This window comes from Sphingomonas sp., assembly GCF_029239295.1.
Classification (GTDB): Bacteria; Pseudomonadota; Alphaproteobacteria; order Sphingomonadales; family Sphingomonadaceae; genus Sphingomonas.
Genome location: NZ_JAQZBC010000009.1, coordinates 67,970 through 85,691, shown reverse-complemented (window position 1 = coordinate 85,691; position 17,722 = coordinate 67,970). Strand labels below are relative to the sequence as shown.

General features: G+C 65.1%; 15 protein-coding genes and 2 tRNA genes. 11 read left to right on the top strand and 6 right to left on the bottom strand.

The annotated features are described in order from the left end of the window. The first annotated feature begins 16 nt into the window (after positions 1-16). The 6 genes from K0S66_RS10640 to K0S66_RS10615 all read left to right on the top strand — a co-directional run bounded on the left by K0S66_RS10640 (position 17) and on the right by K0S66_RS10615 (position 5,484). A complete protein-coding gene (locus K0S66_RS10640; protein ID WP_301075356.1) occupies positions 17-649 on the top strand; it encodes a phosphoribosylanthranilate isomerase in 633 nt (210 codons plus the stop codon). Beyond that, the gene (gene trpB, locus K0S66_RS10635) at positions 646-1,875 is read left to right on the top strand and encodes a tryptophan synthase subunit beta (protein ID WP_301075354.1); all 1,230 of its coding nucleotides are present in this window, start codon (positions 646-648) and stop codon (positions 1,873-1,875) included. Before K0S66_RS10640 ends, trpB begins: the two co-directional genes overlap by 4 nt. Beyond that, positions 1,872-2,666 carry a tryptophan synthase subunit alpha gene (gene trpA, locus K0S66_RS10630; protein WP_301075353.1) on the top strand — a complete coding sequence of 265 codons (795 nt, stop codon included), beginning with the start codon at positions 1,872-1,874 and terminating at the stop codon, positions 2,664-2,666. Before trpB ends, trpA begins: the two co-directional genes overlap by 4 nt. Then, a complete protein-coding gene (accD, locus tag K0S66_RS10625) occupies positions 2,663-3,523 on the top strand; it encodes an acetyl-CoA carboxylase, carboxyltransferase subunit beta (RefSeq protein WP_301075352.1) in 861 nt (286 codons plus the stop codon). Before trpA ends, accD begins: the two co-directional genes overlap by 4 nt. Positions 3,524-3,629: 106 nt before the next feature. Further along, a complete protein-coding gene (locus tag K0S66_RS10620) occupies positions 3,630-4,973 on the top strand; it encodes a bifunctional folylpolyglutamate synthase/dihydrofolate synthase (protein WP_301075351.1) in 1,344 nt (447 codons plus the stop codon). Between the two features lie 64 nt (positions 4,974-5,037). Beyond that, entirely contained in the window at positions 5,038-5,484 is a 447-nt protein-coding gene (locus K0S66_RS10615) for a DUF6628 family protein (protein ID WP_301075350.1), read from the top strand. 11 nt (positions 5,485-5,495) lie between these two features. On the opposite strand, the gene K0S66_RS10610 is transcribed toward K0S66_RS10615, so the two are convergent. The 6 genes from K0S66_RS10610 to K0S66_RS10585 form a co-directional block, all read right to left on the bottom strand. After that, positions 5,496-6,845, bottom strand: coding sequence for an MFS transporter (locus tag K0S66_RS10610; protein WP_301075349.1), 1,350 nt, complete (start codon positions 6,843-6,845; stop codon positions 5,496-5,498). A gap of 195 nt (positions 6,846-7,040) precedes the next feature. Further along, positions 7,041-7,117, bottom strand: a tRNA-Asp gene (locus tag K0S66_RS10605). Positions 7,118-7,244: 127 nt separating this feature from the next. Next, positions 7,245-7,321: transfer RNA gene (locus K0S66_RS10600), tRNA-Asp, on the bottom strand. A 24-nt stretch (positions 7,322-7,345) separates the two neighbouring features. Further along, positions 7,346-8,587 carry an AI-2E family transporter gene (locus K0S66_RS10595; RefSeq protein ID WP_301075348.1) on the bottom strand — a complete coding sequence of 414 codons (1,242 nt, stop codon included), beginning with the start codon at positions 8,585-8,587 and terminating at the stop codon, positions 7,346-7,348. Between the two features lie 122 nt (positions 8,588-8,709). After that, positions 8,710-9,435, bottom strand: a complete 726-nt coding sequence (locus K0S66_RS10590; protein ID WP_301075347.1) for a Crp/Fnr family transcriptional regulator — start codon at positions 9,433-9,435, stop codon at positions 8,710-8,712. Between the two features lie 32 nt (positions 9,436-9,467). Further along, positions 9,468-11,198, bottom strand: coding sequence for an AMP-binding protein (locus tag K0S66_RS10585; protein WP_301075346.1), 1,731 nt, complete (start codon positions 11,196-11,198; stop codon positions 9,468-9,470). A 114-nt stretch (positions 11,199-11,312) separates the two neighbouring features. Here K0S66_RS10585 and K0S66_RS10580 point away from each other — a divergent pair, with 114 nt between their 5' ends. The 5 genes from K0S66_RS10580 to K0S66_RS10560 all read left to right on the top strand — a co-directional run bounded on the left by K0S66_RS10580 (position 11,313) and on the right by K0S66_RS10560 (position 17,637). Next, on the top strand, positions 11,313-12,536 hold the full coding sequence (locus K0S66_RS10580; protein ID WP_301075345.1) for a serine hydrolase domain-containing protein: 1,224 nt from the start codon (positions 11,313-11,315) through the stop codon (positions 12,534-12,536). A 60-nt stretch (positions 12,537-12,596) separates the two neighbouring features. Continuing rightward, a complete protein-coding gene (locus K0S66_RS10575) occupies positions 12,597-14,627 on the top strand; it encodes a 3-hydroxyacyl-CoA dehydrogenase NAD-binding domain-containing protein (protein WP_301075344.1) in 2,031 nt (676 codons plus the stop codon). 105 nt (positions 14,628-14,732) lie between these two features. Beyond that, complete coding sequence (locus K0S66_RS10570; RefSeq protein WP_301075343.1) at positions 14,733-16,055, top strand: amidase family protein; 1,323 nt, start codon at positions 14,733-14,735, stop codon at positions 16,053-16,055. After that, on the top strand, positions 16,052-16,456 hold the full coding sequence (locus K0S66_RS10565) for a VOC family protein (protein WP_301075342.1): 405 nt from the start codon (positions 16,052-16,054) through the stop codon (positions 16,454-16,456). The genes K0S66_RS10570 and K0S66_RS10565 overlap by 4 nt, the downstream gene beginning before the upstream one ends. Beyond that, positions 16,453-17,637 (top strand): acyl-CoA dehydrogenase family protein, encoded by a 1,185-nt coding sequence (locus K0S66_RS10560; RefSeq protein WP_301075341.1) that lies wholly within the window; start codon positions 16,453-16,455, stop codon positions 17,635-17,637. Before K0S66_RS10565 ends, K0S66_RS10560 begins: the two co-directional genes overlap by 4 nt. Positions 17,638-17,722 lie beyond the last annotated feature (85 nt).

The following is a 17,722-nucleotide window of genomic DNA, read 5'->3' as shown; positions in this document are numbered from 1 at the left end:
CCATGCTGGAGATGCAATGACCACCGCCAAGATCTGCGGGCTGTCGACGATCGAAACGCTCGACGCCGCCATTGCCGGCGGCGCGAGCCATGTCGGCTTCGTGTTCTACCCCCCCTCGCCACGGCATCTGTCGTTCGACCGGGCGGCTGCGCTCGCGGCGCGGGTGCCAGCGCATGTGAAGCGCGTCGGCGTGTTCGTTGATCCCGATGACCAATTCATCGGCGGCGCGTTGAGCGCTGCAAGGCTGGACGTGATCCAACTCCACAAGGCTGCGCCTCGCCGCGTGTCGCAGTTGCGCACGGCCTTGGGCGTCGAAGCCTGGTCGGCCCTACCCGTGAAGACGCGGGCCGATCTTGACTCGGCAGCCTCCCTCGCCGGTGCGGCGGATCGGATCCTCTATGATGCTAAGACACCCGAAGGCTCTTTACCCGGTGGCATGGGCGTTCGGTTCGACTGGGGATTGCTCGACGGCTTTCGTCACCCTCAGGCCTGGGCGCTGTCCGGCGGCCTCGACGCGGGCAACGTTGCCGAGGCGATCCGGCAAACGGGCGCCTCGATCATTGATGCATCGTCGGGTCTGGAAACTGAGGCGGGCGTGAAGAACGTGGACAAGATAGCGGCATTCCTGCAAGCGGTCGCCGCATCATGAATGCACCCAATTCCTTTCGCGCTCAGCCCGACGAACGCGGTCACTTCGGCGACTATGGTGGCCGTTACGTAGCCGAGACGCTGATGCCGCTCATCCTCGATCTCGAGCGGGAATATCGCGCCGCGAAGGAGGATCCGGCGTTCCACGCGCAGTTCGACGATCTGCTCGAACATTATGTCGGCCGCCCCTCGCCGCTCTATTACGCAGAGCGGCTGACGGAAGCACTTCGCGAGAATGCCGATACCGGGATGGGGGCGCAGGTCTGGTTCAAGCGCGACGAGCTGAACCACACCGGTGCGCACAAGATCAACAATTGCATCGGCCAGATCCTGCTCGCGATCCGCATGGGCAAGACGCGGATCATCGCAGAAACCGGTGCCGGTCAGCACGGCGTGGCGACCGCCACCGTCTGCGCCCGCTTCGGTCTTCCGTGCGTCATCTATATGGGCGCCAAGGATGTGGAGCGGCAGCAGCCAAACGTTTTCCGGATGAAGCTTCTGGGCGCGGAGGTTCGCGCAGTCACCTCGGGCGCCAACACGCTCAAGGACGCGATGAACGAAGCGATGCGCGATTGGGTCGCGAACATCCACGACACGTTCTACATCATCGGCACGGCTGCTGGCCCGCACCCTTATCCGGAGCTGGTGCGCGACTTCCAGAGCGTCATCGGTCGCGAGGCGCGCGCACAGATGCTTAGCCGCACCGGGCGCCTGCCCGACTTGCTCGTTGCTGCGATTGGCGGAGGGTCCAACGCCATTGGCCTGTTCCATCCGTTCCTCGACGATGCCGACGTGGCGATGCTCGGCGTCGAGGCGGCGGGGGAAGGCTTGGAGAACCGGCACGCGGCTAGCCTCGCCGGCGGGGTTCCTGGCGTCCTTCACGGCAACAAGACATATCTGCTGCAGGACGAGGACGGCCAAATCGCAGAGGCGCATTCGATCTCGGCGGGGCTCGACTATCCGGGCATCGGTCCCGAACACGCCTGGCTGAAGGACATGGGCCGCGTCGAATATACCGCGGTGACCGATGACCAGGCGCTCGACGCCTTCCAGCTGCTGTGCCGGACCGAGGGCATCATTCCCGCGCTGGAGCCTTCGCACGCCATTGCGGCAGTGACGCGTAAGGCACGGGAATTCCGACAGGATCAGATCATCCTCGCCAATCTGTGCGGTCGTGGTGACAAGGACATCTTCACGGTCGCCCACGCCTTGGGGGTGTCGATATGAGCGCGCGTCTCACCCAGGCTTTCTCTGCCGACCGCGCGGCGCTCGTGACGTTCGTCACCGCCGGCGACGGCGACACGCCAGCGATCCTGGACGCGTTGGTTGAGGGCGGTGCCGATGTCATCGAACTGGGCATGCCGTTCACCGATCCGATGGCGGACGGCCCCTCGATCCAGGCAGCGAACATCCGCAGCCTCTCCGCAGGCACAACAACCGCCAGTATCCTTCAGATCGCGCAGGATTTTCGTGGCCGTCACCCGACCATCCCGCTGGTCCTGATGGGCTATGCCAACCCCATGCTTCGGCGCGGCCCGGAGTGGTTCGCCGCGGCAGCGCGCGATGCTGGCGTCGACGGCGTGATCTGCGTCGACGTGCCGCCTGAGGAGGATGACGCTCTTGGTCCGGCGCTTCGCGGCGCGGGGATCGACTTCGTTCGTCTGGCGACCCCTACCACTGGGAACGCACGGTTGCCGTCGGTTCTGGAAGGCGCTTCGGGCTTTATCTATTATGTGTCGGTGGCAGGAATCACAGGACTGCAGCAGGCAGCACAGGCTTCGATCGAGGAAGCGGTCGCACGGCTCAAGGCAGCGACCGATCTTCCAATTGCGGTGGGCTTCGGCGTGCGCACACCGGATCAGGCGAAAGCGATTGCCCGCGTGGCCGATGGCGTCGTGGTAGGGTCGGCGATCGTGGAACTGGTCGAACGGTTCGGCGCTGATGCGCCCGCCCCGATCCGCACCTATGTTGAGACTTTGGCGGTGGCGATCCGCGCTGCTCGGAAGGAATTTGCATGAGCTGGTTGTCCAGCGTTCGTAACGCGTTGTCCTTCGTTGTTCCGGCAACCAAGGAAACGCCCGACAATCTCTGGCACAAGTGCAAGGGTTGCGGGACGATGGTGTTCACCAAGGAGTTCGAGGAGAACCTCTCGGTATGCCCCAGCTGCGATCACCATGGTCGCATCGGCCCGACAAAGCGGTTCGCGCAGCTGCTCGATGAAGGCAGCGCGCAGGTGCTCCCCCCGCCGCCCGCGCCTGAGGACCCGCTGAAGTTCCGGGATTCCAAGCGCTACGTTGATCGGCTGAAGTCGGCGCGCGCCGATACCGGTGAACAGGACGCGTTCCTGAATGCTCGCGGCACGATCCACGGCCGCCGCGTCGTGATCGGCGTGCAGGACTTCGCCTTCATGGGCGGCTCGATGGGCCAGGCGGTGGGAGAAGCGTTCATTCAGGGAGTAGAGACCGCAATCGCCGACAAGGCACCTTATGTGGTCTTCACCGCCAGCGGCGGCGCCCGGATGCAGGAGGGGATCCTGAGCCTGATGCAGATGCCGCGCAGCACGGTGGCGATCCAGATGCTGCACGATGCGGGCCTGCCTTATATCGTCGTCCTGACCGATCCCACCTCGGGCGGCGTAATGGCTGCCTATGCGATGCTCGGCGACGTCCACATCGCGGAGCCGCGTGCTACTCTCGCGTTTACCGGTCGCCGGGTGATTGAGAACACGATCCGCGAGAAGCTGCCGGATGATTTCCAGACCAGCGAATATTATCTCGAACATGGCCTGATCGACATGGTGGTGCACCGCAAGGAATTGCGCGACCGGCTCGCCACGGTGATCAGCTACCTCTGTCCCGAGCGCCAAGCCGCCTGATCGTCTTGCCGCCGCCCCGTCGGGGCGGCGGTAGTTAGCGTGGGAGCGGACGGGCGGCGGACCTCTGTCATGCCCTCCATCCAGCGGCGCCGAAGGCGGAACGACGATGCCCGATCACGCACTTTCCCACGACCCGGCCGTGCAGGCACAACTCGACAGGCTATGGTCGCTGTCTCCCGGCGCGGACGTGCTCGGCCTTTCGCGGATCACCGAATTGCTGGCGCGCGTTGGCAACCCGCATCATCGCCTGCCCCCCGTCTTCCATGTGGCCGGTACCAACGGCAAGGGTTCGACGTGCGCCTTCCTTCGCGCCATGCTGGAAGCGGACGGAAAGCGCGTCCATGTTTACTCCAGTCCGCATCTGGTCCGCTTCAATGAGCGCATTCGCCTCGCAGGTCGGCTGATCGACGATGCGGCGCTCGCACCATTGCTGGCGGAGGTCCTCGATCGCGCAGGCAACGTTGGCGCCAGCTTCTTTGAGGTAACGACCGCAGCCGCCTTTCTCGCATTCGCGCGAACCCCGGCCGATGCATGCGTCATTGAAGTCGGCCTCGGTGGACGGCTCGATGCGACCAACGTCGTCCACCCAATGGTATGCGGTGTCGCGGGCCTCGGGATCGATCATGAGGCGTTCCTGCTGGCCGCGGAGGACGGAACGCCGTCGACTCCCATGGCTCGGATCGCGTTCGAAAAGGCCGGCATTGCGAAACAGGGCGTGCCGCTCGTGACCCAGCGCTATCCAGCGATCGCCAGCGCTGCGGTTGCCGATGTGGCAGCGGCCCGAGGCGCGGTGCTCCGCGCACGCGGTGAGGCATGGCAGGCGACGCAGCGCGGCGACTCGATCGCCTATCAAGACGCTATCGGATCACTCGAGGTTCCGCTGCCCGCGCTTGCCGGCACCCACCAGTGCGACAATGCCGCGCTCGCCGTCGCGATGATGCGGCATCAGTGCGGGGTCACCGTGTCAGAGGCGGCAATGTCAGCCGGGATCCGCGATGCACGCTGGCCCGCACGGATGCAGCGGCTGTCGGATGGCCCGCTGCTCCGCACCCTCCCTGCCCAGCCTGCACAGGGTGTGTGGCTCGACGGCGCGCACAACGAATCTGCCGCTGCCGCCATTGCCGCTAATTGGCCGGGGACGGCTCAAACCACCATCATCCTGGGGGTGCTGGCGAACAAGGATGCTGGCGCGATCCTCCGGCATCTTCTCGGGATGGCGCAATCCGTCAGCGTCATCGCGCTCCCCGTCCATGGGCACGCGTATCACCCGCCAGAATCGCTGGTCCGACAGGCTCTCGATCTAGGCGCTGCCGCGGCGACGCCAGCCGAGAGCATCGAACACGCCTTCGGTCTGTTGCCCGCGCTGCCCTCGCCAGATCGGATCCTGATTGCCGGATCGCTCTACCTTGCCGGCAAGGTGCTCGAAGCGAACGACGAACTGCCCGACTAGCCACATACTTGCGATTGACTTGCAATAGCGCATCAGAGACATTGGCGGGAGAGGAGTCGCCGCCATGTCCATGCACGTCCCGCCGCCCACCGTTGCCGAGCGACTGTCGGTCCTGCCGCATTCCAACCCCGGCTGTGACAATGCACGATTAGCATTGTTCGCGATGCGCCGGATGGGTGCAAACGGCCTGTCGGACGCACGTGCCGCACATGCGATGTTCACCGCTTTCGGCGAGGGGTTCCGCCGACCGCTAATGCTCGTTCGCGCATTCATGGCCGATCTCGCGGGCACCGCCGCGGGACCAATCGCGATCGCCCATTGCTGCTGTCCGCGCATGACACATGCCGAGGCCGCGCTGATCCACGTCTTGTCACGCGTCGAGCGGCAGCCGGATAACGCCCGACTGCTCCTGGGCGACCTGCTCGGCATCCGCCGGATTGACGGCGTCTTGGCTAGTGCCGCGGCCGTCGCGATGGCCTTCGCAGACGAAGGGCGGCCGATCAGCGGCTGATCATTCCGGCGCTAATTCGATTGGGTAGTGGGCGCCGGGACCACGACCGGCTCCTCCGATACCGACTGTCGCGCGGTATCCACCACGAACCCACGCGCCCACAGGATCCACAGCAGGATTAGCCCCGGCAGCGCGACGATCATGGTCACAATCCAGAAGCCGACCCAGCCAAAGGCTTCCGCGACATAGCCCGACGGCGTCGACAGCCAAGTGCGCCCGACCACCGCAAAGGAGGACAGCAACGCGAACTGCGTCGCAGTGTAGGCGATGTTCGCAAGACCCGAGAGATAGGTCGCAAAGACGGTCAGGCCGATCCCGCTGGTCACCTGTTCGGTGGCAACCGCAATGAACAGCCATGTCGGGGAATGCCCCTTCGCCGCCAGGATGGCGAAGGTCGCGTTGGAAAGCATCATCAGCACGCCCGACACGAACAACGCGCGTCCCATCCCTAGCCACGCCAGAAACGGTGCGCCCAATGCGGTGCCGATCAACAGTCCCCACAGGCCAACGACCTTGTTGATCGCCAGGAACTCCTTGTCGGAGAAGCCAAGCTCGACGATCATCGGGTTGAGCATGCCCTGCCCCATCGCGTCGCCCAGCTTGTAAACCAGCACGAACAGCAGGATCAGCGCCGCACCGCGGCGGCGGAAGAATTCGCGGAACGGGCTGACCACCGTGTCGGTGAACCAGCCGCGTCCACCACGCTGAACCACCTGATCGTGCAGCCCCCGCCCGATCCACAAAGCGGCAAATGCACCCGGCAACACGCACAATGACGTCAAACCATAGCCCAGCGCCCAGCCGAGCCCCAGCCCCTCGCTGGAGGCGACCGCAATCGTCCCCACGCCGGCGATGAAATTGCCCGTGCGATAGCCGAATTGGTTGGCTGCCGTACCGTGCGCCAGTTCCTCATCGGGCAGGATCTCGATGCGATAGGCGTCGATGACGATGTCCTGTGTCGCCGACAGGAAAGCCGTGACGATCGCCCAGAAGGCAAACGTGCCGATGTGCAGTTCCGGCTGGCTGGCGCCCAGCATCCATACCGATCCGAACAGCAACGCCTGGACCAGGAACAGCCACGCGCGCCGCTGGCCGAACCATCCGGTCAGGATCGGCAGGCGCAAACGGTCGATCAGCGGCGCCCAGAGGAATTTCAGGGTGTAGGGTGTGGTCAGCCCGATGGCGAAGCCGATCGTCTTCTTGTCGATGCCGACCTTGGCCAGCCAGAACGTCATCGTGCCCAGCAACAGCGTCAACGGAAAGCCGCTGGAGATCCCCAACAGAAAGGCCGCCGCCGGTCGCGGTCGCAAATAAGGCTTCATCGCCGCGACAAACCCGCGTCGCGCCACCGTCTCTGACATCTACGCTAAACCTTCTGCCCACCGTCTCACAGCGGACTAGCCGATCGTCACGGCGTCGTCATCCCGCCGCATCAGCGGTTCGGCCAGACGGTGCCTATCCTGCGAAACATCGCATCGTAGGACGATCGTGGCAGCGTCATCGGTGTTGAGAATGGCATGATGAGACGGGGAAGGAAAACGCCACCCCCCCTGGGGTGGCGCGAGTGACGGGGCTCGAACCCGCGACCTCCGGCGTGACAGGCCGGCGCTCTAACCAACTGAGCTACACCCGCTCTCATCTGCCTTCGCCGCCGCTCTTGGAGCGAACGACCAGGCACTTACCCCAAGGCGCCGGCAAAGCGGCACGCGAACGACAAGGTCGTCGGAGTTCCAACTGATCTGCACCAACTCCGCAAGGAGTGGCGCGAGTGACGGGGCTCGAACCCGCGACCTCCGGCGTGACAGGCCGGCGCTCTAACCAACTGAGCTACACCCGCTTGGATCAGCGTGGAGGCGCGCCACTATGCCACGGGCGCAGGACTGTCAACGACTGCGCCGTCACTTTTTTCGCCCGGGCGCACTCCACCCGCCGGCTGCCGCACCAATGTGCCATGTTCAAAGAGGAAGCCGGCAATGTCGGGCTTGCCCGCCCCCTTTATGATCGTCTGGATAATGATCAGCAGCGGCACCGCCAGCAGCGCGCCTACAGTCCCCCATACCCAGCCCCAGAAGCTCAGCGACACGAGGATCAACACCGGGTTGATGGTCAGGCGATGACCCACGACCAGCGGGGTCACCACATTCGCCTCGATCAGGTGAAGGCCGTACATGATCGCCGGGGCAGCCATCGCCGTGCCGATATCGCGAAATGTCATCAGCCCCCCGATCGCGACCAGCAGTGCAGCTATCACCGGCCCAAAATAGGGAATGTAGTTGAACAGCGCGACGATCCCGCCCCACATCAAGGGGAAGGGCATGCCCAGCATGTGGAGCGCGCCCGCGGTGATCAGCCCCAGCACGATGTTGATGGCGGTGATGGTGCCGAGATAGCTCGACACGTCGTCCACCACATCCTGGATTACGCGTGCAGTCGCCATCGCCCCGCCAAAGCTTTCCCGATTGGTGATCAGCCGCTCGCGGATCCGCGTCCACCCCGACAGGAAGAAGAAGGTTACCAGCACCGCATAGAGCACCTGGATGATGACTGCCGGCGCCGATGTCGCCGCCAGTTCCAGGATCGAACTGGGCGGCGCCACCGCGGCGGTGGGCGATTGGCGCACATTGTTGGTCGCCAGGCGCTGAAGCGTCTTGTTCGCGTAGCGCTCCAGGTTGGAATACAGGTCCAGCAGCGGCTCCAGGTTCTTCTGGATGCGGTCGATGCGCGTCGGCAGCAGCTGGAAAAAGTCGATCGCCGGCACCACGATCGCCGCCAGCGCAATATTCGCGGCGAAGAGGAACACCAGAACGCAGAAAAGCGCTGCGATCGGCGACGGGACGCGGCGAGCCTCGATCCACTCCAGCAGCGGGATCAGCGCCACCGACACGACTAGCGCGACGGCGGTCGGCATGAAGAACTCCGACCCGGCCTTCAATGCGAAGGGCAGTCCGACGACCAGCCCCATCCCCGCGGTCAGCGTCAGGGCGGCGAGCAATCGATCGCGACGAAGCGCGACGCGGGGATCCTCCGGCACATGCCCGATCACGGCAGCCGGCTGCTGCTCCCCGATCAAAGGCACCGAGGAACCGGGAACAGGATCAGCCATGACGATCGACTCTGGTATGAAGCGAGACTGCACGCCGCGAATGCCGGCGTCCGGGCATAGCCGTCACTGCGGCGGAAGACCACGGCGGAGAGGGCGCGCATGCGGGTTCGCGCCCGCCACGCTTATTCCACCCAAGGACCATCCTCTAGGTACAGATAGTCAGCCTCGAACTCGCCCAGACGCGACAGGCGCGGCATGTCGAGGATCTGCACCCGCCCGCGCGCAATCACTGCCAGCCCTTCCTCGCGCAGTCGCCGGACCACGCGATTGACATGCACGCTGGTAAGCCCGACCGCCTCGCCCAGATCCTGCTGCGTCAGCGGCAGGTCGAATGCGCGGTCGTCAACGCGCCCCACGGCCGCCATCCGGCAATACGCCTCGCAGACGAAGTGCGCGAGGCGGCCCGCGGCATCCAGACGCCCAATACGGAAAATCCACTCGCGGTGGGCGGCCGCGTCGAGCATCGTGCTGAACCACAGCAGCGATGCCAGGTGCGGCCGTTCCGCCATGATCGCGTCGATCCGCTCGTGCGGTACCAGCGCCACCGTCGCCTCGGTAATGGTGGCAACGTCATGGTCGATGCACCGCGTCGGGTAGCCGTGCAGATCGACGAAATCGCCGGGCACCTGATAGGACAGCAACTGGCGATACCCGTCGCGTGCATCCATGAAGCGGCACATGTGCCCTTCGATCAAAAGGGTGCTGTAGCGCATTCGCTCACCGCGGCGGGACACCACCTTGCGGGCCGGATACCTCTCCACGCGCTCGATCGCCCCTTCCAGGGCGGCAAGTTCGTCGGCGCTCAGTTCGTTGCGGCGCCGACCGCGCAGGAAATCCTTGGTGTGCACTGCCTACCCCTTTGTTGCGAAGTCGCAACGCTTCAGGCTGCTACACGATCCTCAAAGTAGCTTTTCAGATCGCGCTTCAGGATTTTCCCATTGGCGTTTCGGGGCAGCATCTCGTCGCAAAAATGGATCGCCACCGGCACCTTGAATGCCGCCAGCCGCTCGCGCACCCATGCCTGCAACTCCGCCTCGCTCGCCGCCATGCCCGGCGCCAGGTGAACGACCGCCGCCGGAACCTCGCCCAGGGTGCGATGCGGAATGCCGATCAGCGCGCAGTCGGTGACCGCTGGGTGATCGTAGAGGACGTTCTCGACCTCACTCGAATAGATGTTCTCGCCACCCCGGATCACCATGTCCTTGGCGCGATCAACGATGAAGCAGAACCCTTCATCGTCCAGCCGCGCGAGGTCGCCGGTGCGGACCCATCCATCAACGAAGGTAGCGGCCGTCGCCTCGGGCTTGTTCCAATACCCCTTTACGATCATCGGCCCGCGCGCCCACAACTCGCCAACTTCGCCCGGCGGCAGCTCGCGCCCCTCCGCGTCGGTAACCTTCAGGTCGGCGACCGCGACGGCAGGGCCGCAGCTTTCCGGGCGCTGGAGGTAATCCTCGCCTGAATGGGTGGTCACTGTCGCAGTCGTCTCGGTCATCCCCCAGCCGTTGCCGGGGGAGGATTTCAGCTCGCCGGCGATCTTGCGGACCAGTTCCGGCGCGGATGGGGCGCCACCATAGCCGATCGTCTCCAGGCTGGAGAGGTCGTAGCGGTGCCGCTCTGGGTGTTCGAGCAATTGCCAGGCGATCGTCGGCACCCCGCCGGTCGAATTCACCTTCTCCCGCTCGATGATCTCCATTGCGCGAACGGGCTCGAACTTGCGCATGTAGATAATCGTGTGCCCCGCAGCCATCGAGCCCATCAACCCGGATGACAGCGCCGTGGCGTGGAACAACGGTATGACCGTCAACGCGACCTTGGGCGTCGGTTCCGGCAGCGGATCGCCGCGGCGCAGGATCGTCCGCGCCATCGCATAGCCGGTCGACAGAATGTTGGTCATGAAGTTGCGGTGCGTGCCCAGCGCGCCCTTTGGCTTGCCGGTCGTTCCACTGGTATAAAGGATTGTCGCCTCATCCTCGGGCACCAGCCCCGCATCGGGCAGTTCGCGCGCCGGCAGCGCCGCCCAGTCGTGAGGCGTGCCGATGATATTCTCCAGCCGCTCCGCGCCATCCAGCGGCTGAGCCGCCCGGCTGATCAGGATGCGGGTGACGCCCGGATACTCCGCGCGCAAATCCGCCAGCCGCTCCCAACGCTCATCGTCGGCGATCACCACTTTCGCGCCCGAGTCCGTCAGGCCATAAACCAGCTCATCGCCGGTCCACCACGCGTTCAGCGGGACAGCGATCGCGCCGAGAACGGTCGTGGCGAAGAAGGCGATGATCCATTCGGGCAGGTTGCGCATCGCGATCGCCACACGGTCGCCCTTGCGAACCCCGCCCGCCGCCAGATCGGCGGCAAGTGCCGCGATGGCGCGGTGTTGCGCGTCATAGCTGACTCGCTCGTCCTCATAGATCGTCGCCAGCCGCTCACCATGGTCACGTGATACCGCGACCAGCGCGGCCATATGCGGCGGCGCGTTCTTCCACACCCTGGTCGGGATACCGCGGATCGCCACGGTCTCCATCTCGAACTTCGCGCCGGGCGCGGTCAGCAACGCTTCGGCCTCTTTGATCGAGACTGCTGGCCAGGATGCGACCAAAGGTTGCGTTGCCACGAAAAATTCTCCCACCGTAAAATTCGCTTCGCTCTGACGCGACGTTAGGATTGATTCCCGCCCTGCTCAAGCGATAGGGAGAGTATGAATTAGAAACGGGGGTATGGAGGGGCCATGAAGATCGCATCACCCGAGAAGCACGGCTTCAACAGCCAGCGGCTGACCATGATCGATACGTTCCTGAAGGAGCGGTACCTCGATTCGGGCGAATTCCCCAACACCCAGCTGCTCGTATCGCGCGATGGTGAGATCGTGCACTTTTCGTCGCAGGGAGCTGCTCGGGAGGGTGGTTCGAAGCAGATCGACGAAAGCAGCCTGTTCCGCATCGCCTCCATGACGAAGCCGATCACCTCGGTCGCGTTCATGATGCTGGTGGAGGAGTGCAAGGTCGCGCTCGACACGCCGGTTCATCACGTCCTTCCCGAATTCAAGAAGCTTGGCGTCTATGCCGGCGGCGGCGCGGGCGTGCCGTTCATGACCCGCCCGACCCATGAACCGATGCGGATGATCGATCTGCTGCGGCATACCTCCGGCCTCACTTACGGCTTCCAGAACCGCTCCAACATCGACGCCGCACACCGCGAACTGAAGCTGGAGAATTGGCACGGCGGGTACGATCTAGATGGCTTCGTTGCCGAACTGGGCAAGCTGCCGCTCGAATTCTCACCTGGGACCAGCTGGAACTATTCCGTCTCCACCGACGTGCTCGGCGCGGTGGTGCAGCGTGTGTCCGGCATGTCGCTGCCGCAATTCTTCGAACAGCGTATCTTCAAGCCGCTGGGCATGAACGATACCGGCTTCACCGTGCCTTCGGAAAAGCTCGACCGGCTGGTCGATTGCTACACGCTGGTGCCGGGCAAGGGCCGCGTAATGTTCGACCGCGCCGAAGAAAGCATGTGGTCGAAGCCGTTCACGCTGGTGTCCGGCGGCGGCGGGCTCGTCTCCACGGCACTCGACTATCAGCGCTTCTGCCAGATGTGCCTCAACGGCGGCACGCTGGACGGCGTACGCATCCTGGGCCGCAAGACGCTTGATCTGATGACGCAGAACCATCTGCCCAATGGCGCAGACCTGTCGTCCATGTCGCGCTCGCTGTTCAGCGAGACACAGAACGCCGGCACCGGCTTCGGCCTCGGCTTTGCCGTGACGATCGATACCGCGCGTTCGATGATGCCGGGCAGCGTGGGCGAATATTATTGGGGTGGCATGTTCTCCACCGCCTTCTTCATCGATCCGGTCGAACGGCTGACCATGGTGTTCATGACCCAGCTGTCGCCCAGCATGATCTATCCCATCCGGCGTGAGCTGAAGACGATGATCTACTCCGCGCTCAGCTGACACGGCTTTCTGGCCGGGTGACCGGCCGCACGACCATCCTGAATTGGAGATCAACGCACAATGACTTCCCCCGTCCGCTTCGAACGCCACGACGACGTTCTCGTCATCATTTCCGATTCGCCGCCCGTGAACGCGCTGGGCGCTGGGGTGCGCGACGGGCTGAAGGAAGGCGTCTCCCAGGGCATCAACGATCCCGCGGTGAAGGCGATGGTGATCCGCTGCGACGGCAAGACCTTCTTCGCGGGCGCGGACATCACCGAATTCGGCAAGCCGCCCAAGGGCGCGTCGCTTCACGAAGTCATCGACATGATGGATTCGAGCGAGAAGCCGATCGTCGCCGCGATCCACGGCACCGCGCTCGGCGGCGGCTGCGAGGTCGCGCTCGCCTGCCACTATCGCGTTGCTGTCCCGTCGGCCGTGATGGGGCTTCCCGAAGTGAAGCTCGGCCTGCTGCCGGGCGCCGGTGGCACGCAGCGTCTGCCGCGCATCGTCGGCGTGAAGGCCGCGCTCGAGATGGTCGCGATCGGCGATCCGATCCCCGCCAAGAAGGCAGCCGAGGTCGGCCTGGTCGACCGCGTCGTCGGTGAAGACAGCCTGGAGGCGGACGCGATCGCCTTCGCCCGCGAGGTTGCCGACAAGAAGCCGATCCCGCGCGTCCGCGACAAGACGGTCGCCCCGGACCCGGAGGCCGTCGAGGAATTCAAGAAGAAGCACGGCCGCCGCATGCGCGGTTTCGATGCGCCAGCCGCCAACATCGCCTGCGTCGTGGCCGCCAGCGAGCTTCCCTTCGACGAGGGCATGAAGTTCGAGCGCGAACAGTTCATGAAGCTGATGACCGGCACGCAGTCCGCCGCGCAGCGTCACCTGTTCTTCGCCGAGCGTCAGGCCGCCAAGATCGACGACGTCGATCCCAAGACCCCGCTTCGCCCGATCAACAAGGTCGGCGTGATCGGCGCCGGCACGATGGGCGGCGGCATTTCGATGAACTTCCTGTCGGCGGGCATCCCGGTCACCATCGTCGAGATGCAGCAGGAAGCGCTCGATCGCGGCACCGGCGTGATGCGCAAGAACTACGAGGCGTCGGCCGCCAAGGGCCGCATCAAGCCCGACGCGCCCGAAAAGGCGATGGGCCTGCTCACCCCGACGCTCAAGCTCGAGGATCTCGCCGACTGCGATCTCATCATCGAGGCGGTGTATGAGAATATGGACGTCAAGAAGGAGCTGTTCACCAAGCTCGACGCCATTGCCAAGCCGGGCGCGATCCTGGCGTCGAACACCAGCTACCTGAACGTCGACGAGATCGCTGCGGTGACGAAGCGTCCCGAGGACGTGGTCGGCATGCACTTCTTCTCGCCCGCCAACGTCATGCGCCTGCTCGAAGTGGTGCGCGGCGAGAAGACCGCCAAGGACGTGCTCGCCACCGTCATGGCGCTCGCCAAGAAGATCAAGAAGGTCGCAGTCGTCGCCGGCGTGTGCCACGGCTTCATCGGCAACCGCATGCTCAGCCCGCGTCAGATCGAGGCGAACAAGCTCCTCATGGAAGGCGCGACGCCGCAGCAGATCGACAAGGTCCACACCGATTTCGGCATGCCGATGGGCCCGTTCCAGATGGCCGACCTCGCCGGCGTCGACATCGGCTGGCACCGCGACCCGAGCCGGATCGAGAGCATCCGCGATGCACTCGCCGCCGAGGGGCGCTGGGGCCAGAAGAAGGGTGCCGGCTATTACGATTACGACGAGAAGCGTAACGCCACGCCCAGCCCCCGCGCGCTCGAGATCATCGAGGAATTCCGCGCCAAGTCGAACCTGCCAAAGCGCGAGATCACCGATCAGGAGATCGTCGAGCGCACGCTCTACCCGATGGTCAACGAAGGTGCGTTGATCCTCGAGGAGGGCAAGGCGCAGCGCGCGAGCGACGTGGATGTCGTCTGGATCATGGGCTATGGCTGGCCGGTCTATCGCGGCGGCCCGATGTTCTGGGCGCAGAATGAGGTCGGCCTGAAGAAGATCGTCGAAGGCCTTGAAAAGCATGGCTTCAAGGTCGCCGAGAGCCTCAAGACCGCCGCCGAGACGGGCGCTGCACTGAAGTGACCGCATCGTGCCCCGCCCTGCCCGTCGCGCCGTGGTGCCGCCCCTCCCTCTTGGAGGTATCGGTCCCCGCGCGCGCCGGGCAGGCGGGCACGGGAGCCTCTAGCCATGACTGAGCGCACCGCCCTCCAGACCGCCGCCGCGATCCGCTCTGGCGCCACCACGGCGCTAGCGGAAACCGAGGCGGCGATCGCCCGCATCGAGGAACGCGACGCCCCGCTCAACGCCGTCGTGGTGCGGGACTTCGATCGCGCCCGGCAGGCAGCCGCTGACCTCGACGCGCGCATCGCCGAGGGGTTTGACGGCCCGCTGCTCGGCGTGCCGATGACGATCAAGGAAAGCTATGACGTCGCCGGCCTGCCGACGACCTTCGGCTTTGCCGAGCATCGCGAGTTCACCGCCGCGGAGGACGCGGTCACCGTCCGCCGGCTGAAGGGGGCCGGCGCGATCATCCTGGGCAAGACCAACGTGCCCCCGGCGCTGTCGGATCTCCAGTCCGACAATCCCGTCTATGGCCGCACCAACAATGCGGTGAACCCGAACCGGGTCGCGGGCGGCTCGTCCGGCGGATCGGCCGTGTCGCTCGCCGCCGGCATGGTCCCGCTGGAGTTCGGCTCCGACATCGGCGGTTCGATCCGCGTACCCGCCGCGTTCAACGGCGTGTGGGGGCACAAGACCACCTGGGGCGTCATCCCCACAGAGGGCCATTACATGCCCGGCACCGATAGCGCGCGCACTGCGCTCTCGGTGCTCGGGCCAATGGCGCGCGACGCCGATGATCTCGAAGCCGCGCTTGAGGTTGTCGCCGATCACCCGCTCGCGCCCGCGCGTCGCCATGGTGCGACATGGCGGTTCCTCCTTCTCACCAACCATCCAATGGCGAAGGTGCAACGTGCGATCGTCGAGGCGCTCGAACGGGTCGGCAATGCACTCCGCGAAACCGGCGCGACTGTCGACACCAGCAGCGATCTGTTGCCCGACCTCGAACGCCAGCACACCGGCTATTGGCAGATGCTCAACATCGCGATGTCGCGCCGCGCGCCGCGGCCGGAAGGTGTGCCCGCACCCGAGCTCGAACCCTGGCTTCACCTCCATGACGAACAGGCCCGCAACCAGCGCCAGTGGCGCCGCCTGTTCGAAACCTATGATGCCGTGATCGCACCGACCGTGGGCATGACGGCCTTCCCGCACGATCCGACACCACTCGCCACCCGCCGCCTCTCGATCGATGGCGAGGACACGCAGTTCTTCCACCAGTTCGCCTTCCCCGGCCTTGCCACCTTCCCGATGCTGCCCGCGACCAGCGTGCCGATCGGCAAGGATGCGGAGGGGCTGCCGATCGGCGTCCAGGTGATCGCGGATCTCTACGCCGATCGCACCGCCATCGCCGCGGCGCGCGACATCCATGACGCTGCGGGAGGCGCGCAATGACGGTCGGACGCATCCTTTTCACCAAGTTCGTCGTGGAGGATCTGCCGCGCGCCCTCGCCTTCTACGGCGAGGCATTCGGCTTCACGGAGCGCCGGCGAATCGCGCTTCCGGGCCTGGAGGAGGTGCTGATCGGCCTCGCCGACGATCCCTTCACCCTCGTCCTCTATCACCACACTGACGGCCGCACCCTGGTGCGCGGGGACAATCACGGGCCGCTCGGCCTCTCGACCCGCGACATCCAGGCCGCTTGGGATCGCGCGATCGCCGCCGGTGCCACATCCGTTCGCCCGCCGGAGGATCTCCCCGGCATGCGCATCGCCTTCCTCGATGATCCGGAAGGCCACACCATCGAACTCATCCAATATCTGCGCGAGAATACCCGCGAAGGAGCAAGCGAATGACCGATCTTGATCAGTTCCGCGCCGAGACGCGCGCGTGGCTCGAGGCAAATTGCCCGCCCGAGATGCGCGAGCCGATCCGCAGCGAAAAAGACAGCGTCTGGGGTGGCCGCGATCAGAGCGCCATGACCCCGGCGCAGAAGCAGTGGATGGACGCCATGGGCGCCAAGGGCTGGACCGTGCCCGATTGGCCCAAGGAATATGGCGGCGGCGGCCTCTCGGCGGCCGAAACCAAGATCCTGCGTGAGGAAATGGGCCGCATCCGTGCGCGCAACCCGCTTTCCTCCTTCGGCATTTCGATGCTCGGGCCGGCGCTGCTGAAATACGGCACTGAGGAGCAGAAGAAGGAGCATCTGCCCAAGATCGCGCGCGGCGAGATCCGCTGGTGCCAGGGCTATTCGGAGCCGAACGCCGGGTCCGACCTCGCCAGCCTCGCCACCTCGGCGGAGGACAAGGGCGATCACTTCCTCATCAACGGCCAGAAGATCTGGACCAGCTACGCGAATTACGCGGACTGGATCTTCTGCCTCGTGCGCACCGACAAGACGAACAAGCACAAGGGCATCAGCTTCGTCCTGTTCGATATGCGGACGCCGGGTGTCTCTACGAAGCCGATCCTGCTGATCAGCGGCTATTCGCCCTTCTGCGAAACCTTCTTCGACAATGTGAAGGTGCCGAAGGAGAACCTCGTCGGGGAGCTCAACAAGGGCTGGGACGTCGCGAAGTACCTGCTCGGCCACGAGCGTGAGATGATCTCGAACATGGGCCTCGGCGGCGGCGGCAGGAACCCGCTGATCGAAGGCGCGATCGCTACCATCGGGCTCGATCACGACGGTCGCCTCGCCGATCCGCTGCTCCGCGCCAAAATCGCCGAGTTCGAGGTCCGCTCCAAGGCGTTCGCCGCCCAGTCCGAACGCTTCATTGACGAGCTGAAGGCTGGCCGCGCGCATCCGGCCCAGCCGTCGATGATGAAATATTATGGGACGGAGCTGAACAAGGCGCGCCACGAACTGCTGATGGCGTCGGGCGGCTCGGACAATCTGGAATGGGAGAGCGAGCGTTCGCGCGGCGGCGCGCCGGCACGCGACTGGCTGCGCACCAAGGCGAACTCGATCGAGGGCGGCACCAGCGAGGTGCAGCTCAACATCATCTCGAAGCGCATCCTGGAGCTGCCGGGCGCGTGATCGGGTCGTCCTTCCCCGCAGGGGGGAGGGCGCGCTCGCCAAACCATCCACGGGAAACGGGCGGCGCCGCCGCAGGCGCCAGCCG

Excerpts from the sequence above, each read along its gene's own strand:
- K0S66_RS10640 (WP_301075356.1), top strand. The coding sequence starts at position 17 with ATGACCACCGCCAAGATCTGCGGGCTGTCGACGATCGAAACGCTCGAC.
- trpB (WP_301075354.1), top strand. The coding sequence starts at position 646 with ATGAATGCACCCAATTCCTTTCGCGCTCAGCCCGACGAACGCGGTCAC.
- trpA (WP_301075353.1), top strand. The coding sequence starts at position 1,872 with ATGAGCGCGCGTCTCACCCAGGCTTTCTCTGCCGACCGCGCGGCGCTC.
- accD (WP_301075352.1), top strand. The coding sequence starts at position 2,663 with ATGAGCTGGTTGTCCAGCGTTCGTAACGCGTTGTCCTTCGTTGTTCCG.
- K0S66_RS10620 (WP_301075351.1), top strand. The coding sequence starts at position 3,630 with ATGCCCGATCACGCACTTTCCCACGACCCGGCCGTGCAGGCACAACTC.
- K0S66_RS10615 (WP_301075350.1), top strand. The coding sequence starts at position 5,038 with ATGTCCATGCACGTCCCGCCGCCCACCGTTGCCGAGCGACTGTCGGTC.
- K0S66_RS10610 (WP_301075349.1), bottom strand. The coding sequence starts at position 6,845 with ATGTCAGAGACGGTGGCGCGACGCGGGTTTGTCGCGGCGATGAAGCCT.
- K0S66_RS10595 (WP_301075348.1), bottom strand. The coding sequence starts at position 8,587 with ATGGCTGATCCTGTTCCCGGTTCCTCGGTGCCTTTGATCGGGGAGCAG.
- K0S66_RS10580 (WP_301075345.1), top strand. The coding sequence starts at position 11,313 with ATGAAGATCGCATCACCCGAGAAGCACGGCTTCAACAGCCAGCGGCTG.
- K0S66_RS10575 (WP_301075344.1), top strand. The coding sequence starts at position 12,597 with ATGACTTCCCCCGTCCGCTTCGAACGCCACGACGACGTTCTCGTCATC.
- K0S66_RS10570 (WP_301075343.1), top strand. The coding sequence starts at position 14,733 with ATGACTGAGCGCACCGCCCTCCAGACCGCCGCCGCGATCCGCTCTGGC.
- K0S66_RS10565 (WP_301075342.1), top strand. The coding sequence starts at position 16,052 with ATGACGGTCGGACGCATCCTTTTCACCAAGTTCGTCGTGGAGGATCTG.
- K0S66_RS10560 (WP_301075341.1), top strand. The coding sequence starts at position 16,453 with ATGACCGATCTTGATCAGTTCCGCGCCGAGACGCGCGCGTGGCTCGAG.